Genomic DNA, 16,857 nt, shown 5'->3' on the forward strand with positions numbered 1-16,857 from the left:
GTTCAGACGAGGAATTTGCGCAATTCGCGCGCGAACTGATCGATCCCGATTTCGAAGACGTCGGTGCTGAGCTCAGGCAGTTCCACCACCCGTGCATCACTTACAAGCGCAGCGGCGTCGCGGGAGGATTGCAACAGCGCTTCGTGCGGCTGGATAACGAGCAAGGGCTGTGTGATCAGCGGAAAGCGCTCCTCGACCTCGTAGGTCCATACGCCGCGATAGGACCACCAGTAACGGTCCATCGGCTTGGCCTTGTCCATGTAAAGCTGCGCTGCGCGGCGCAGCGGAATACTCTTGTCCCGGCGCTTGACAACGTAATCCCACAAATTGCGCTGGTGCGCGAGGATCTCGTCGCCGTCTTCGGTTAGCTTGGGGCCTTTCTCGATCTGTTCGAGACGCTCCTTGCGTTCTTCCACGGATCGATAGGGAATGCCGGACATGACCAGTCGTCCCACATTGCGCGGCCGCGCAATACCAAGCTCTGCTGCCAGCAGTGTGCCGGTGTGATAGCCGAACACGTCAACCGGGCCTGCTGCTGACAGGCCCATCGCTTCGATCCCGTCCGCAAAGGCCAAGGCATAGCCAGGCATCTCCATCGGTCCCGGCGGCCAGTCCGACATGCCGCTGCCGGGTGTGTCGAATGCGATGACCACCCGGTCCCTGGCCATTTCCGCGACGAGATTGGCATATTCCGCGCTCGAGGATGGCGTTTGGTGCAGCAGGATGAGTGGCGGATGCTTGGCAAGACCGTCCGCAGGCGCGCCGCGCAGGTAATGCAACTGACCATAGCGGCAAGTTGTGTAACCGCGGGCGACGGTTTGCTTTTTTGCGCTGGTCTCGTATGCGAGCAGGCGCGTGCTTGCTCCGCTCAGTCCAAGCCCCAGCGCAACAGCGCCGCTAGCAAGAAACTGGCGGCGACCGGTCAGCATTAGCCTTCCTCGCGCCTTGAAAGGTTCTCCGGCTTGACCTGTGTCATCATGATCGCGGCCAGGATCGCGAAGCTCGCAGGCGCAACCGATGCTGACAGGCGGATGGCGTAAATCGCGCTGTCAGGCTGGACGATGTCCATGCCGCCGCCTTCGATGTAGCCGAAAGCCTGCAGCAACGTTCCAACCAACACGATGCCAATTGCGTATGAGAGCTTCTCTACCGTGGTGTAGAAGCCCGCGTAGACACCCTCGCGCGAGTAGCCATTGCGCGCCCGATCGTCGGCCATGATATCAGAAAGCAGTGATTGGGCGATCAGCATCATTCCCGCACCGGCGACACCGGACGTGAAGCCGATCGCGACATAGACCCAGGCGGGCAAACCGATTTCACAGAAGTACCAGGCCATATTCGCGCACACATAGATCGCGACGCTCAACGAATAGGTTGCCTGCTTGCCGATCCGCTTGGAAATCCGGGTCAAGACAGGCGTTGCGACGAGTATGCCGGCGGTAGCCGATCCGATAATCAGGCTGAGATAGGTGTCCGGAACCTGCAGCACGCGCATGGTGTAGAACGCCATACTCGACGCGCCGAACGCCACCGCGATCAGGTGCATCATCTTTGCGCTCAGCAGCCAGGTGAGGTTGCGGTCCGCAAGTAGCGAGCGTGCCTGTTCTTTCAACGTGGAGTGCTTCACCACGGTCATCGGTAATGAGCGTGCTGTGCGCGTCATGAAGAAACAGATCATCATAGAGATCAGGATCAGCACGCCGAGCACAGTAGCCATCATAATATGGCCGGTCTGCCCCCCTCCGAAATAGACGATGAGCGCAGGGCCACCTGCACCAGCAGCCAGTTGCCCCACCGCAATCGCCTTTACACGCCAGGAGAAAATCTCGGATCGCTCGTGCGGATCGTCCGACATCTCCGCTGGCATGGTCATGTAAGGAACGGAAAAGACTGTATAGGCCGTCGCGTACCAGATTAGACCGAACAGCACCCATACGATCAGCGCCGTACCGGTAAACGGTACGTCCATAAAAAGGATCGGAAGCGCCAGCGCACTCAGAATTGCACCAAGAAACAGCCATGGGCGGCGCCGGCCCATGCGTGATTTGGTGCGATCCGTAATGACGCCCATCATTGGGTCTGTGACGGTGTCATAGACCTTTGAAACCGCGATCAGGGTTGATGCAAGCCCGGCTGCAATACCGATGTAGTCGACCAGGTAGCGCAGCATGAGCATGCTGGTCGTATTGTACAGCAAGGCAATGCCGAGCGAGCCTATCCCCCAACCGATGATAGCCGACTTTGGACTGGTAGCAGCGCCCGCATTGCTGGTTTCTTCCGGCAAGACGGAGGAAGTGGGTGCGGTTGCTTTCGCTGATGTCATGACTGAATGTGCTGCATAATATTCAGCGCCTCGACCAAGAGTAATGGAGATTCGGGGTGCTTCGACCCCATCCCGCTCCGAAGGGAAAGGTGCGGTTGTGAAGGCCATTCGTGCAATCGGTGGCACAGGACTATCCACCTATCGACTACTCATCGCGGCTTTCCGACATGAGCGATAATGCTCGACTATTATCTTGATTCAGCTGGGAGGTCGTCCAATCCATGCATCACACGCACAAGCGCAGACTGCCGATCGAGGGTCTTTCCGAAACGGAGGAGGCCCTGCTTCAGATGGTTATTACCTTGACGTCTCAAGTGTCGGTCTTGCGAGAACGGTTGGATACGGTTGAGAGCCTCTTGGAAGCAGGCGGTCCATTCTCACGAGATGCGATTGAAGGCTTCGCTCCGTCTCAAGAAGATGCTGATCGCCGTGATGCGCTGCGCTCTTCCATCGTCGCCAAGGTCATGCAGCCGATCGCCGCAGGATTGGAAAAGGATATTGCTCAACAGGAGAACCGCGATGACTGACACGCATGCAATGCTGGCAAAACCAACGCATGATGAACTCGCAGAGCAAATGTTCGTACGCGATCTCAAGGTCCACATGTTCCGAACCATCGACCCGCTTGCCGGCAAGCTTGCCGAGTCGTTCGATCCCGGAGAGCAAAGCAACTCGCGGGTCGACTCGACCTATGAAGCGGTCTCAAAAATGCCCGGATTTTCGCGCTTTGTCGGTCTGTATCGCGGATCCCAGGAACTTTTGTGGTCGCTCGTTGGGCATAGCGTCGAACGCCAGGCAGCGGAGCTTGAGGAAATTGCATCGCAGGCGCCGGGGGATCTCGGCTCGCTTAAGCTCGATCCAGAAATGGAGCAGCCGGAATATATCGCGGAAGGTGATATTCATATGATGCCGGGCGGTTATGCGCTCGACGATGGCAGTCTGGTCCAGGGCGCGCTGATGGATCGCGGAGGCGCGGTCTATATGCTCGGACAGAACGGCGGCTTCCTCAACGACCGGCGCGGCTGGACACTGGCAGCGCATCTCCATTCGCGCTGGCCTGATTTCAAGCCTGAGAAAATCCTCGAGATGGGTTGCGGGATCGGTGCTTCGGTGGTCCCGCTCGCAAAGACCTATCCCGATGCAGAGGTTCACGCGCTCGATGTCGGAGCATCCATGCTTCGCTATGCTTTGGCGCGCGCGCGCCATCTCGGCGTGGCGGTCCATTTCCAGCAGGGCAGCGCGGAATCGACCCCCTACCCGGACGAGAGCTTCGACTGCGTATTCAGCTGCGCGATGTTCCACGAGACCAGTCCGGAAGCCATGTCGAACATCTTGAACGAATGCTACCGATTGCTGCGCCCGGGCGGGATAGTCGCGCATCTCGAAGTGCCTCAGCGCTATGAGGACGAAACCCTGTGGACGCAGGTGCGCGGCGAGTTAGAGCGTGAATTCAATAACGAGCCTAACTGGAAGACTGCGATCAGCGCGGACTATGACACGCTGTTGAAAGTGGCAGGCTTCACGGATGTCGCTACCGGCTATCAGGACGCGACCGGCTCAGCTGACAGCACGCCAGAAAATTTCGCGCCTGAGAACAAGGGCGTTTTCCGTTCCTGGTTCGTAGCCTCCGGCATGAAACCAGCAGATGACTAGCAAAAGAGGATCCTTGCTCAATGCAAACCCGTCCGTTTCGCATAATCTCCACTTTTATCCTTGCATTGGCGCTGGTCGCTTGTGGCAGCGATGCGTCGCAGCCTGACGATACCGAGAGCCAGACAGCAATTGCCGCGGAGCCAAGCGCCCCTGCCGAGACCTTGGCGAGCGCCGATGCGCCCGGCAAATTGCAATTTCTCCAGTGCGCTTCGTGTCATGCGGTCGAACCACAAGCTCCGCCTAAGGTAGGCCCAAACCTGCATTGCGTGATTGGGCGGCAGGCTGGTGCGCTAGAGGAATTCAACTACTCGACAGCTTTCAAGCAAGCAGCAAACGATGGATTGACGTGGGATCGCGAAACAATGCTGTCCTTCCTAGAAAAGCCCATGGCTCTGGTTCCCGGAAACGCCATGGCGTTCGGCGGCGTCCCTAGCGCAGAAAACCGCGAAGCGATTGCCGATTACCTTCAAGCGACTTGTGCCAATGATGCAGAATAGTCGTGAAATCCTTGTGAGGCGTCGATCCTTCTTGCTGGGCAGCGCCAGTCTGAGTGCTGGCTTCATGCTTGCTGGTTGCGATGTTCTCGGCATCGGAGCCCGCGATCCCGTCCCTGCCGGTAAACTGGGTGCCTATATCGAGATCTTCGACAATGGCGCCGTTGCAATCACCACCCCCGGCGCGGAAATGGGGCAAGGTGTTTCCTCAACCTTGCCCAAGATCATCGCCGAGGAACTGGGCGCGGACTGGGAGAAAGTCGAAATACGCCTGTCAGGCTTCAACCCGGTATTTGCCAAACCCAACGGCCGTCAGATCAGTGCCAACAGCGATGCTGTGATGAGCTACTTTGAACCTTTGCGCAATGTGGGCGCAGCCGCGCGGCAAATGCTAACAACGGCAGCAGCGGCGCAGTGGAACGTCCCGGTCGATGAAGTCGACGTTGCGAAGGGCGTGCTGACGCATCGTGGAACGGGCAAGACGCTTGGCTTCGGCGACGTTGCCGAGGATGCGGCAAAACTTCCTATCCCTGAAAATCCTCAACTGAAGGACCCCGAAAACTTCGAATTGATCGGCAAGGTTACAGCGCGCAAGGATATCCCGCCCAAGGTCATGGGGACTGCCGAATTCGGGATCGATGTTGAGCTACCCGACATGCTTCATGCCGCCGTCCGGCATGTTCCCGTGACGGGAGCCAAGCTAGGCAATTTTGACGCCAGCAAAGCGAGGTCCATGCCGGGCGTGGTCGAGATCGTACCGCTCGACAAAGCTGTAGCAGTCATTGCAGAAAGCTATTGGCAGGCGCAGCAGGCCGTCAACACAATCACTTTCGAGACCCCGCAAGAAGGACGCGTCGATACCGATCAGCTGATGAAGAGTTTTCGCAAGGAGCTCGACAACGACAGGAACAAACTGCCATTCCCGGTTGGCGGGTGGCCACCGAACTTGATCCAGTCGGCAGAGCTTGCCGAGGTCAATGCTGCCATCAACAATTCTGCACGCCAGCTCCAGTTCGAATACAGTGTGCCATATCTTGCACATGCGACGTTAGAACCGATGTGTGCAACCGCGCTGGTTGAACCGGGGCGATGCGAATTCTGGGCGCCGACGCAATCGGGAGAGTCGATCCCGCGAGACGTGTCAGCCGCAACAGGGATTCCGGCAAAGGAAATCATCGTCAATCGGACTTATCTGGGTGGAGGGTTCGGTCGCAAGAACGATCGCGATTTCCTGATCCAGGCGGCGCAGATCGCTCAGGCGAAGCCCGGTCGACCGGTCAAAATGATCTGGTCACGCGAACAGGATATGAAGCATAGCCACTATCGCGCCGGAATTGCGGTCCGCTCAAAGGTTGGCCTCGCCCCTGACGGAGCCATGGCGGCGGTTCACAGCCGCGCGGCGAGCCAAGCAATGACGACCGGTTTCCTGCGCTTCGAGGGCCTAGCCGACCCGTCGATCATCGCTGGCTTGATTTCGCCTGATTATAATGTTGGCACCAAGCGCATTGACGCGGCCGAGTTGGAGGCACCCATCCCGACCAGCTATTGGCGATCGGTAACTGCATCGTCCAACGGCTTCTTCACCGAAGCTCTAATCAACGATATCGCGGGTGAACTGGGCCGTGATCCATATCAGTATCGGCTCGAACAGATGATCGAGAACCCGCGCGGTGCAGCGGTTCTGAAACTGGCTGCCGAGAAGGCAGGCTGGACTGCTCCAAAGCCGAATGGAACAGGTCGGGGAATTGCGTATGCCAGCGGGTGGAATTCACATATTGCTCAGGTGATCGAAGTATCGGTCAAGGACAAGCAAGTCGAGATCGAGAAGATCACCTGCGCTTTTGATTGTGGTCTCGCGGTTGATCCTGACAACGTGATCGCTCAGATCGAAGGCGGGATCATCTTTGGCCTTTCCGCTGCGCTGTTCGGCAAGATCACATGGAAGGAAGGCCAGGTCGAACAGAACCACTATGCCGATTATCCCGTTGTAACATTGGCCAATTCTCCGAGGATCGACGTACATTTGATCGCAACCCCGGAGGAGCTTGGGGGCGTGGGTGAAGCAGGCGTGCCTCCAGTTGCAGCTGCGCTGACCGGGGCAATCAGAGACGCGACGGGAGAGGCCATTCGTGACCTTCCTATCGTCGACGCAGGATACTGGGTTCAAAGATGAGCATCACTCTCAACATTAATGGCGAAAACCGCTCGATCGATGTCGCGTCGGATACTCCCCTGTTGTGGGCGATCCGCGATGCCATAGGCCTGAAAGGCACCAAATACGGATGTGGCGTGGGTGTTTGCGGGGCGTGCACAGTCGAAGTAGATGGTAACGCGGTGCGCAGCTGCTCGGTCACTGTCAAGGATGTCGAAGGCAGCCCGATCACCACTATCGAGGGGCTGAGCGAAGACGGATTGCATCCACTGCAGGAAGCCTGGATCGAGGAGCAGGTTCCTCAATGCGGCTATTGCCAGCCCGGTATGATCATGGCGGCAAAGGTGATGCTGCAATCGAACCCTTCCCCTAGCGAGGCAGACATTCGCAGTCAGATCACCAATGTCTGCCGCTGCGGGACCTACCCGCGCATTACCCGCGCGATCCAGCGTGCCGCCCGCGAGTCAGGCTAGGCTCACCAAACCAGAGCTGCTCAGCGACCGGGATAATCCCGGTCGCTGCTGTAGAGTGTCAATCGGCTTTCTCGATTGACTTTGCCAAACGGAAACCAAAGGTCCGGAAAGCCTCATGCGGCTTGTCACGACCACGCCATGCAGAGGCCATGCGGCTTGCACGAGTTTCCCAGCTACCGCCGCGAACCGTGCGCATTTCGCATTCGCCATCTACTTCCTGTGCTGTCCCATCGACAGGCTTGTCCTCAGGGTATGGCAGGACATAGCAATCCTGCGTCCACTCCCACAGGTTTCCAACAATGTCGTATAGGCCATAAGGGTTTGGCTTGAAGCTGCCGACAGGCGCAACCATGCCGAACCCGTCTGAACATTCAGTGCCTTCCCACGGGAAATCCGGAACGGCCTTCTTGCCTTGGCTATCGAAGAAATTGCCTACTTCGCAGCCAGTCTCAGGGTCCTCGCCCCACGGGAAAGTTGAATCGCTTCCGCCGCGCACCGCGTATTCAAATTCGGCTTCGGTTGGCAGGCGATAAGGTTGGCCGGTCTTGTCGGAAAGCCAGGCTATATAAGCGGTCGCATCATTCCATGACACGCATGCAACCGGCTCATTGTCCTGCGGATCACGCCCCAGCCCCGGGTTCTCCCAGTTCGCCCAGTCGCGATGCCCCCACAAACCATCAACGGCCACGCTGCACGCCTGAGCAGAAACATGTCCGGTCTCTTCGACGAACTTTTTGTACTCGCCATGGGTTACTTCATACTTCGCCAGCTCAAAGCTGGGTAAAGTCACTTCGTGCGGCGGGCCATCATAGCGATCGGGCTCACCCCCATCGCGCCCCATCGTAAAGGTTCCGCCCGGAACAACAACCATCTCAGGGCAATCTTCGCAAACGGTCGCTGCATGAGCGGTGCTTGCGGCGCTGGCAGAGCAACCCATGAGCAATACTGTCGAGCCGGCGAGCAATGCGCCCTTCAAACCCTGCTTTGAAAATTGGCTTGCAATAGGCATCTTTCGTTTCCTTCATTTACAAAAACTGGGGTTGCGGCAGTGCCTGGGTCGGGCTCTCAGCCAGACAACACCTCGAGCACGACACGCTCCGACGATTCCATGGCTCCTTCGAGGCCGCGAGCGCTCGTCGCGGTGTGTTCACCACAGAAATGCAATCGACCTGACGGATTCGACATTTCATTCACAAACGCGGCCACCTGGCCCGGCTTGAAATAGGAGAGATCACCACCGGTGAAGGCTTGCTCACCCCAACTCCAATAGGAGTGCGCTTCGATCTTGCCCTTTGCAGCAGGCCGCAATTCCTCGATCTTGTTGACGACCATCTCCTTGACTGTGTCACCGCCGAGATCGTCCCAATAGTCCGCCAGAGAAGCGCGCGACTGAACGACAAATCCGGTAATCTCATCTGGATCGTCGCCAAACTTCTGCGCCATTACGTTGCCCAGAACACCATCAGTCCAAACGCTTGGCGCGATCCCGTCTTCTTCCCAGAATGGCGATTTTGCCGTGATGAAGACCATGGAGATGGGCAGATACCCCAGTGCCTGGACAGCCTGTGCTTGCGGACCAGTCAAGACCGGGTCGAGTGAGACATTGCGCAGTGCGGAGAATGGCAGTGAGCAGACAATCCGGTCAGCGGTAAAGCTCGACCCGTCGCGGCAATGCGCGGTGATAGTGGTATCAGTTTGGCGGATTGCCACCACCTCATACCCGAGCAGCAAGTCACCCTTGATCTGTTCTGCCATTGCCTGAGGAAACTGAATGTTTCCGCCCTCGACTGCCCAGATGCCAGGATTTACCTCTGCCTGCGCGCCCATCACTCCGTAATGGTAGTCCAGCATCAGGGCAGAAACATCCCATGCGTTATAGCCGTAATAGGGCGAAAGGTTTTGTGCCAGATGGATCGCAGGATCCGACAGGCCCTCTGCTTTGAGGAAGTCATACAAAGGAACGTCAAGGGCGGCATTGGCCGGATCGCGCCAGGCCAGGGCGTTCTTGAGCTTGGGATTGCCCATCATCACAGTCGCGACCAGTTCGCCCGGAAATGCGGTCTTGTAACGTTCGGGGAACGGATTGCCCGGATAAGCTGCCCAAGCTTCTCGGGTAAAAAACTGCCCATCTACGTGGATCTGTGGCGGTATACCGCCAAAAATCCGCTTGCCGAGTTCCTGTAGCTTAACGCCGGTCCGCTCAACCGCAGCAAGGCTGCGCCCATAGCCGCCGTAAAACGCATTGAAGCCCATCTCCGGATATCCCGGCTGATCCATCAAGGTCATGACGCGCCCGCCCACACGGTCACGCGCCTCAAGCAGGGTTACACTCTTGCCTTGCTGTTCAAGCAGCCACGCAGCATAAAGCCCTGAAACCCCAGCACCGAGGATAAGCACATCGGAGTGGGTGCCAGTCCTTGCGCCTGATTTGTTGGTGTCAGACTCAGTCGAACCTTGGCCTCCAGAACACCCAGATAAGGCCGCACCCAACCCTAGAGCAGATGCTCCCAACGCGAATTCGCGACGATCAAGCTTCATTGTTGGCCCAAACTCCCCGGATCGAACCTTAACCCTGACTGGTCGCAGCCCAGCCACGCTTGAAATGTTAAGTCAGACGTGGCGTCTAATCGGGAGAGTTCGAGGAATCATTCGACAGGCGACCAAAGCAGGGCTGATTATCATTCACAATCAGCGTAGCTTTCTGCCTGAGCAAGTATTTCCTTGAGTTCTAGACGCTGGTTGAGCTGGCTCAGATCGAGCATGCGTTCCTGCCAAGCGTGAGAAGACCCCGTCTCGCACAATTCAGCGAGCAGCGCCTCCATCACAGGCGTGATGGCGCGTACCAAGGCACCTGGCGAAATAATCAAACGATAACCAAGTTCTAGCAGTTCATTCCTCGTCTTGACCGGTGTCGCGCCGCCTTCGACCATATTTGCCAGAAGCGGCACGCGCCCGCCAAATCTTGCGCAAACCTGCTTCATTTCTTCAAGGCTCGATGGCGCTTCCACAAAGAGGACGTCAGCCCCTGCTTCAAGATAAGCCTCCGCGCGGTCCAATGCCGCAGCGAAACCTTCGACTGCGATCGCATCGGTGCGCGCAATGATCAGCGTCGCTTCCGATTGCCTCGTGTCAAGCGCGGCCTTGATCTTGCCAACCATCTCTCCGCTAGAGACCAGAGTCTTCCCCGTAAGATGCCCGCAGCGCTTAGGCAGCGTCTGGTCTTCAAGCTGGATCGCATTGGCCCCCGCACGCTCGAAAGTGCGGACCGTGCGCTCGACGTTGAGCGCGTTGCCGAAACCGGTATCGGCGTCGACTGCTATCGCAAGTCCGATCCGATCCCGTATGCGCATCAGGACATCAGCGACTTCACTCATTGAAACGAGGCCAATGTCAGGCTTGCCAAGCTGCGTGTAGGCGATTGATGCGCCCGAAAGATAGGTCGCTTCGAACCCGGCCTGTTCGATCAGCGCCGCGCTCAGCGCGTCGTAGCAGCCGGGGGCATGAACCCCTTCGGCGCGCATCAGCAGTGGTCGAAAATCGGTCATGCTGACTTCGCCTTTTCCTTCTTAAGGTGTGCGATGAGGCCGCCGTTCTGCACGATCTCGAGAAGATGATCGGGCAGTGGCACAGTCCTGGCACTTAGCCCTTGCGTCAGATTGACCAGCATTCCGCTTGATGGATCGATCTCGATCGCATCCCCCTCCTCGACCGAAAACTCCTCTGGCCATAAAAGCGCCGGTAGTCCAAGGTTGATGCAATTGCGATAGAAGATGCGCGCAAAGGAACGGGCCAGCACACATGAAATGCCGAGTTCCTTGATCGCAGCAGCTGCGAGTTCTCTCGACGAGCCTAACCCAAAATTCTTGCCGGCAAACAGAACGTCGCCCCTTTCTACAGACGGCGCGAAGTCGGGGCGCACCGCTTCGAGGCAATGACTTGCCATCTCAGCCGGGTCGAGCATGAGGTAGGCACCGGGCGCGATTACATCGGTATCAATGTCATCGCCAAGAACAAATGCGCGTCCCATCCTCAGCCCTCCAGCATTTCGCGTGGATCGACGATGCGACCGGCGACTGCAGCTGCCGCTACAGAATAAGGCGATCCAAGATAGACTTCCGCTTCAGAGGATCCCATCCGGCCCTGAAAATTGCGGTTGGTCGAAGAAATGCACCGTTGGCCGGGGGCGAGTACGCCAGCCCCCAGCCCAGCGCATGCGCCGCATCCTGTCGGGAGCAGGATCGCACCTGCCGAGAGCAAGATATCCAGCGTGCCGTCGCGTGTAGCTTCATGCGTAATTGCCGTCGACGCAGGCGCGATGAGCAGTTTGACGCCCTTTGCCACCTGTCGGCCTCTCAGTACCTTCGCGACGCTGTGCAGATCATCGAGCTTCGCACCAACGCAGGCACCGATATAGGCCTGATCAATCTCTTGACCCGAGTAATCGGCGGCGTCACCGCTGTTCTGCGGCGAATGCGGGGCAGCGATCTGCGGTGCGAGCGCTGCTACTTCGACACGGTGGGTCTGGATGAATTCTGCGTCGATATCAGAGGCAAGACTGGCTGCCTGGTCCTCATCTTCGATCGGAGCGCCAACCTGTCTAAGGAAATCAAATGTCACTGCGTCCGGGGCCACAATGCCGCTGTCACAACCGAGTTCGGCTGCCATATTGCACAGCACCATGCGCTCCCACATCGAGAGATTATCGATTGTGCTGCCCGCGAATTCAGCAACGCAGAACGTATTTTCCATGCCGAGATCGCGGCATAGGCGCAGCATAAGGTCCTTTGCGGTCACGCCTTGCCCAAAGGCACCGTCGCATTCGATCCGAAGAGTGTGTGGGACCTGAACCCACGTCTTTCCCGTCGCGACCATAGCGCCCATGTCAGTCAGACCATAGCCCGCGCTGTAAGTGCCAAACGCCCCGCCCATGGTGGTGTGGCTGTCACCTCCGGCCACGATCATGCCGGGCCTCAAAACGCCTCTCTCAGCGAGGACAATGTGGCTGATGCCGACAGAATCAAGAAAATGTGCGAGGCGATGCCGCTCCGCGAAGACCTTGGCCTGCTGGATGAACTCCGCGCTTTTGACCGCAGTGGCGGGCGTATAGTGATCCACCACCACAGCGACCTTGGCCGGGTCCCATACATCGCACGAAAGCTCGTCAAGGATCGGTTGCCAGCGGCGCGGCCCTGATCCTTCATGTCCAAATACCAGATCGATATCGACCACAACTGAGGTGCCTGGCGAAACATCTGCGGCACCGCAGCCGCGCGACAGTATCTTTTCGACCATCGCCATATGTCTTGGCACAGGCTGAGCTATTCGATCGTGCATGGTCTCATTCTCGGTCATGGAGACTTCGCTTCCGCTCCCCTAGCTAAGGCACGAGCATGGTTGTGCCGGTGGTCTTGCGCCCTTCAAGGTCATCATGGGCCTGCGCCGCATCAGCAAGAGCATAGGACTGTCCGACTTCATTCTTGATCTGTCCGCCCGCGACCATGCCAAGATAGGCGCTCATCGCTTCTTCCAGATCTGCTCGCTTCGCGGTGTAGTGCATGAGCGTCGGACGGGTTACGAAGAGCGATCCCTTGGGTCCCAGACTGCCGATCTCGATAGCGGGAGGCGGACCTGAAGCATTGCCGAAAGACACCATAAGTCCAGTCGGGGACAGACAATCGAGCGATTGCTCGAAGGTATCCTTGCCTACACCGTCGAATACCACAGGCACCCCTGCGCCATTGGTGAGCTTGCGCACTTCGCTGGCAAGATTATCGCCCGGTGCGACGAGCACATGTTCGCACCCGCTGGCGCGCGCGATTTCAGCCTTGGCTTCACTGCCTACTGTGCCGATAACCTTCAGCCCAATAGCCTTGGCCCATTGGCAGAAAATGGTGCCAACTCCGCCAGCGGCAGCATGGAACAGTACGGTGGTCCCCGGCTCGAGCGGTCGCATTCGCGCGACCAGGTACCATGCCGTAAGACCGCGAAGGATAGTCCCGCCGATCTTGTTGTCATCGAGGCCATCGGGAACCGCGACCAGGTTGGCCTCAGGAATGAGTCGCTTGGACGCGTAACCTCCCAAAGGACCATTGCCATAGCAGACGCGCTGACCCGGCTCGAACAAGGTTACATCAGGGCCCACCGCTTCGATGAATCCGATCCCTTCCATCCCGGGCGTCAACGGCACCGGGACAGGGTAAAGGCCTGAGCGGTGATAGCAGTCGATGAAATTGACGCCGATCGCTGTCTGTCGCAGCAACACTTCGCTGCCACTTGGAGCATCAAGCTGAACGGTTTCGTACGACATGGCGTCACTGCCGCCGTGCTGGTGGACTACGATCGCTTTGGCTTCAGTCATACTTGTTCGTCTTTCTTTCGAACTTCAGGGTCTTTCGAATTTCAGGGTCGATCGATGGGTTCAGGAAGAGTCTCTATCGCGACCATTCTCGAGCTGGCACTTGCCCAGCGAATCTTGCGCAATTCGACATATGCTTCCGAATTGTAGAAAGCCTTGAGGTCTTCCATCGTCGGGAACTCGATAACGATAGTCCGGGCCGGATGCCAATCACCTTCGAGAACTTCGACCGCTCCACCCAATGCTATGTATCGTCCACCAAACTGATTGACGATGTCAGGATTGGCGGTCCGATACTTGGCGTAAGCCTCCGGGTCTTTCACATCGATGTCTGCGATCAGCAATGCGGGCACGCGCTCTTCCTTCGATTGTTGCGCATGCTTTCTGCCTCGCTTGCTTAACCTTTTGCAGGACTGAAGTGTATCGTGCCCGCGTGTCGAGTACTTTGGCGATGCCCGCTCGAAAATCGCTTCGATCATCTCTCCACTTTGATAATACTGGATTGGCTCGCCGCTTCCAGCAGGGGTGCGAAGGGCGGCAGGAGTGCAAAGGGAGACGGGAATGGGTTCAGCACCGCTCGAAGGAATCAAAGTGGTTGAACTGGCGCGGATTCTGGCCGGTCCGTGGGCGGGTCAGGTCCTTGCGGACCTGGGCGCTGAGGTCATTAAGGTTGAGAGCCCGCAAGGCGATGATACACGCAGTTGGGGGCCGCCGTTCATTGAAAACCCCGATGGATCGCAAGATGCCGCCTATTTCCACGCCACCAATCGCGGCAAGCAGAGCATCACCATCGATTTTGCGACGACCGAAGGTCAGCACCTGGTTCGCGAGCTCGTCGCCGAGGCGGACGTTCTCATCGAGAATTTCAAGGTCGGTGGTCTCTCCAAATACGGCCTCGACTATGACAACCTCGCACAAGCTAACCCACGACTGATCTATTGCTCGATTACCGGCTTCGGACAGGATGGTCCTTACGCCAAGCGGGCAGGTTATGACTACATCATCCAGGCCATGGGCGGGATCATGCACCTCACGGGTGAGCCCGACGGACAACCACAAAAGATTGGCGTCGCCTATGCAGATATTCTGACAGGCCTTTACTCCGTCATCGCGATCCAGGCGGCGCTGGCGGAACGCGAACGCAGCGGACTGGGCCAGCATATCGACATGGCGCTGCTTGATGTCATGGTTGGGACGCTGGCGAACCAGGCAATGAATTATCTCGTGACGGGGACGTCGCCCACAAGGATGGGCAACCGTCATCCCAATATCACACCCTACGAAGCGGTCCCGACAAGAGACAGCTGGATCATTCTGGCGGTCGGAAATGACAGTCAGTACAAACGCTTCTGTGACGTCGTTGGGATCGCCCCTCGACCGGAGTTCTCGAGCAACGCCAAGCGGCTCAAGGCCCGGGAGGAGCTCACTCCGATTGTGCATGAGGCGACCGCAAAATGGAGCAGGGCAGACTTGCTGGCTGCGCTTGAACAAGCTGGCGTACCGGCGGGACCAATCAATTCCATCACAGACGTCTTTGCTGATCCGCAAATTGTCCATCGCGGGATGAAGCTTGCGCTGGATCGGTCAGACGGCCTGAAAGTCCCAGGCGTCCGAAATCCCATCCGGTTTTCCCGCTCGACACTGGCAAGCGGGAAAGCGTCCCCAAAGCTCGGCGACTGACTTGCCTGCTCAATCGACCAGTGCAAGTCCCAGCGCGCCGGGATTGCAGAGACCTCGCGGGTCAAGTTCCTGCTTTAACGACTTCAGCAAGGACAGGGCTTCGGTGTTGCGTTCCCGATCGTAGGGATAAACCTTGCCGATCTGCACGTGAACACCACCAAACAGGTAGCCCGCCTCGACAAGATCGCTCCTGAGATCTGCTGCAAGCTGGCGAGCTGCGGGCGCAGGTTCACGATGCTCGACCTTTGCGACCAGGTCCGGATTGGTGTGACGCCGGTGAAACTCGTCGACATTGTCATCCCATGCCATGACGATCTCATAGAGAAAGGCACCTGTCCCGATTGTCGCGAACACAGGAATGACACTAACCCCGAGCGCTTCTATCTGCTCCTTTCGCGCAGCAATCCGTTGCTCAAGGTCATGATGAAACTCGATCACTTTACTGAAGGGCAAAATAACACTTGGCGGCAACTGCCTTTGACCGGTCACTGAGAGCATGTCGTAGGACGGAAAGGGTTCGGCCCGCAGCATTGTGGGAACGGTATTGGCAATCTCCTGACCGAGGTCGCCCACAACTTCACGGATGCGAGCAGCCTGCGAGTTGACCATCGCATCATCGTGCCCTTCCACCACAAGATGGAGGAGCAGTTGATGGTTCTTTGCGAAATTTGCTCCAGCGAGCGCCATCTTCGTTGCTCTTGCAAGCCCGGTGCCAAGCGATGGGCTGGCCGAGATGACCTTGCCAAGCGCCTTGATCCCGCCGACCAATCCTTCGCTCTTAGCGCGCTCTTCAACCGTTTCAGAGAGCGTACCTATACTCTCGGTTGCAAGACCCTCGCGGGCCACACGAGCGCTCGCCTTGAAGTAGCTTTCATAGTCGACAAATCCAAATGACAGCCCCAGCACAGACTTGGGCCGCTTGATCAGCTTGAGGCTGACTGTCGCCTTTATACCCAATGCGCCGCAATCCCCGCAAAAAAGGCCTGTCAGATCGGGCCCGTAATTGCGGAAGAATGGCGAATGATTGGGTTGACCGGCAGAGCCTGTCTGAATGATCCGGCCATCGACACTCACCACTGTCATCCCGATGATCGTGTCGGCAGAAATGCCATATTTGGCAGAGCCGAAGCTGACCGCGCCTTGCGATGCGCCGCCGCCAATCGTGGCGTTGCGCCCTGACATCGGCCCCCAGAACGGAGTGCGCAGTCCGCGCGGAGCAAGCGCTTCGTCCAGCTGCGCCCAGGTGCACCCCGCCTCAACCGTGACGTACATATCCTCTTCGTTAATCTCGATCACGCGATCCATGCTGCGCATGTCAATCGAGATGCCCGGTTTCGTGAGCAAGTATCCGTCAGTGTAGGAAAACCCGCCGCCGCGCGGGTAGATAGCCAGTCCCCGCGCGCTGGCAGCGGCCACAAGTCCTGCAAGCTCTTCTACGCTTGAGGGTTGAAAGACAGCTTCTGGCTCCGGGCCGCGATTGAAATAGTCGTGCGAAAAATACTCGAGTTCAGCCTCTTCTGTTATGAGTTTGCCGCCGTTCAGCAACGCATGGAGTTCAGCCAGTCCGCTATGCTCAACAGTGGAAGTCTTCGGCATGTTCTTCTCCATTGCGATTGGTTTATCCTACCTAGCTCCATCATCGAAAGGCAAGTCGGCGTTGAATGATTTGATTACATTCGCACCGTTGAAGATCGACGGACCAAAGATACCGACCGGGTTGCCGAACT

The 16,857-nt window shown here is 57.7% G+C and carries 16 protein-coding genes; 6 read left to right on the plus strand and 10 right to left on the minus strand.

Annotated features, from left to right (window positions below; translation table 11 throughout):
• Window positions 1-2: 2 nt before the first annotated feature.
• Both ACG9DO_RS13525 and ACG9DO_RS13530 read right to left on the minus strand, forming a co-directional pair.
• Entirely contained in the window at window positions 3-929 is a 927-nt protein-coding gene (locus tag ACG9DO_RS13525; protein WP_394728788.1) for an alpha/beta fold hydrolase, read from the minus strand.
• Window positions 929-2,323 (minus strand): MFS transporter, encoded by a 1,395-nt coding sequence (locus ACG9DO_RS13530; protein ID WP_394728790.1) that lies wholly within the window; start codon window positions 2,321-2,323, stop codon window positions 929-931. The genes ACG9DO_RS13525 and ACG9DO_RS13530 overlap by 1 nt, the downstream gene beginning before the upstream one ends.
• Before the next feature lie 221 nt (window positions 2,324-2,544).
• Here ACG9DO_RS13530 and ACG9DO_RS13535 point away from each other — a divergent pair, with 221 nt between their 5' ends.
• From ACG9DO_RS13535 to ACG9DO_RS13555, 5 genes are read left to right on the plus strand one after another with little or no spacing between them, the layout of a single operon-like run.
• Window positions 2,545-2,850 (plus strand): hypothetical protein, encoded by a 306-nt coding sequence (locus tag ACG9DO_RS13535; protein WP_394728792.1) that lies wholly within the window; start codon window positions 2,545-2,547, stop codon window positions 2,848-2,850.
• Window positions 2,843-3,976 (plus strand): class I SAM-dependent methyltransferase, encoded by a 1,134-nt coding sequence (locus ACG9DO_RS13540; RefSeq protein WP_394728794.1) that lies wholly within the window; start codon window positions 2,843-2,845, stop codon window positions 3,974-3,976. The genes ACG9DO_RS13535 and ACG9DO_RS13540 overlap by 8 nt, the downstream gene beginning before the upstream one ends.
• A gap of 20 nt (window positions 3,977-3,996) precedes the next feature.
• The gene (locus ACG9DO_RS13545; protein WP_394728796.1) at window positions 3,997-4,473 is read left to right on the plus strand and encodes a c-type cytochrome; all 477 of its coding nucleotides are present in this window, start codon (window positions 3,997-3,999) and stop codon (window positions 4,471-4,473) included.
• A complete protein-coding gene (locus tag ACG9DO_RS13550; RefSeq protein ID WP_394728798.1) occupies window positions 4,460-6,643 on the plus strand; it encodes a molybdopterin cofactor-binding domain-containing protein in 2,184 nt (727 codons plus the stop codon). Before ACG9DO_RS13545 ends, ACG9DO_RS13550 begins: the two co-directional genes overlap by 14 nt.
• Entirely contained in the window at window positions 6,640-7,095 is a 456-nt protein-coding gene (locus tag ACG9DO_RS13555) for a (2Fe-2S)-binding protein (protein ID WP_394728800.1), read from the plus strand. Before ACG9DO_RS13550 ends, ACG9DO_RS13555 begins: the two co-directional genes overlap by 4 nt.
• A gap of 58 nt (window positions 7,096-7,153) precedes the next feature.
• Here ACG9DO_RS13555 and ACG9DO_RS13560 read toward each other — a convergent pair whose 3' ends face one another.
• The 7 genes from ACG9DO_RS13560 to ACG9DO_RS13590 all read right to left on the minus strand — a co-directional run bounded on the left by ACG9DO_RS13560 (window position 7,154) and on the right by ACG9DO_RS13590 (window position 13,803).
• Window positions 7,154-8,104 (minus strand): formylglycine-generating enzyme family protein, encoded by a 951-nt coding sequence (locus ACG9DO_RS13560; protein WP_394728802.1) that lies wholly within the window; start codon window positions 8,102-8,104, stop codon window positions 7,154-7,156.
• 56 nt (window positions 8,105-8,160) lie between these two features.
• Window positions 8,161-9,492, minus strand: a complete 1,332-nt coding sequence (locus ACG9DO_RS13565; protein ID WP_394728804.1) for a flavin monoamine oxidase family protein — start codon at window positions 9,490-9,492, stop codon at window positions 8,161-8,163.
• Window positions 9,493-9,773: 281 nt separating this feature from the next.
• Window positions 9,774-10,640, minus strand: coding sequence for an oxaloacetate decarboxylase (locus ACG9DO_RS13570; protein WP_394728806.1), 867 nt, complete (start codon window positions 10,638-10,640; stop codon window positions 9,774-9,776).
• The gene (leuD, locus tag ACG9DO_RS13575; RefSeq protein WP_394728808.1) at window positions 10,637-11,122 is read right to left on the minus strand and encodes a 3-isopropylmalate dehydratase small subunit; all 486 of its coding nucleotides are present in this window, start codon (window positions 11,120-11,122) and stop codon (window positions 10,637-10,639) included. The genes ACG9DO_RS13570 and leuD overlap by 4 nt, the downstream gene beginning before the upstream one ends.
• Window positions 11,123-11,124: 2 nt before the next feature.
• Window positions 11,125-12,393, minus strand: a complete 1,269-nt coding sequence (locus ACG9DO_RS13580) for an aconitase/3-isopropylmalate dehydratase large subunit family protein (RefSeq protein WP_394728810.1) — start codon at window positions 12,391-12,393, stop codon at window positions 11,125-11,127.
• Between the two features lie 79 nt (window positions 12,394-12,472).
• Window positions 12,473-13,453, minus strand: a complete 981-nt coding sequence (locus ACG9DO_RS13585; RefSeq protein ID WP_394728812.1) for a quinone oxidoreductase family protein — start codon at window positions 13,451-13,453, stop codon at window positions 12,473-12,475.
• A gap of 41 nt (window positions 13,454-13,494) precedes the next feature.
• A complete protein-coding gene (locus tag ACG9DO_RS13590) occupies window positions 13,495-13,803 on the minus strand; it encodes a DUF1330 domain-containing protein (protein WP_394728814.1) in 309 nt (102 codons plus the stop codon).
• Window positions 13,804-14,011: 208 nt separating this feature from the next.
• Here ACG9DO_RS13590 and ACG9DO_RS13595 point away from each other — a divergent pair, with 208 nt between their 5' ends.
• Window positions 14,012-15,130 carry a CaiB/BaiF CoA transferase family protein gene (locus tag ACG9DO_RS13595; RefSeq protein ID WP_394728816.1) on the plus strand — a complete coding sequence of 373 codons (1,119 nt, stop codon included), beginning with the start codon at window positions 14,012-14,014 and terminating at the stop codon, window positions 15,128-15,130.
• A gap of 9 nt (window positions 15,131-15,139) precedes the next feature.
• Here ACG9DO_RS13595 and ACG9DO_RS13600 read toward each other — a convergent pair whose 3' ends face one another.
• Window positions 15,140-16,726, minus strand: a complete 1,587-nt coding sequence (locus ACG9DO_RS13600) for an FAD-binding oxidoreductase (protein ID WP_394728818.1) — start codon at window positions 16,724-16,726, stop codon at window positions 15,140-15,142.
• Between the last annotated feature and the right edge of the window lie 131 nt (window positions 16,727-16,857).

The sequence above is a fragment of the Altererythrobacter sp. GH1-8 genome, assembly GCF_043702085.1.
Lineage (GTDB): Bacteria > Pseudomonadota > Alphaproteobacteria > Sphingomonadales > Sphingomonadaceae > Erythrobacter.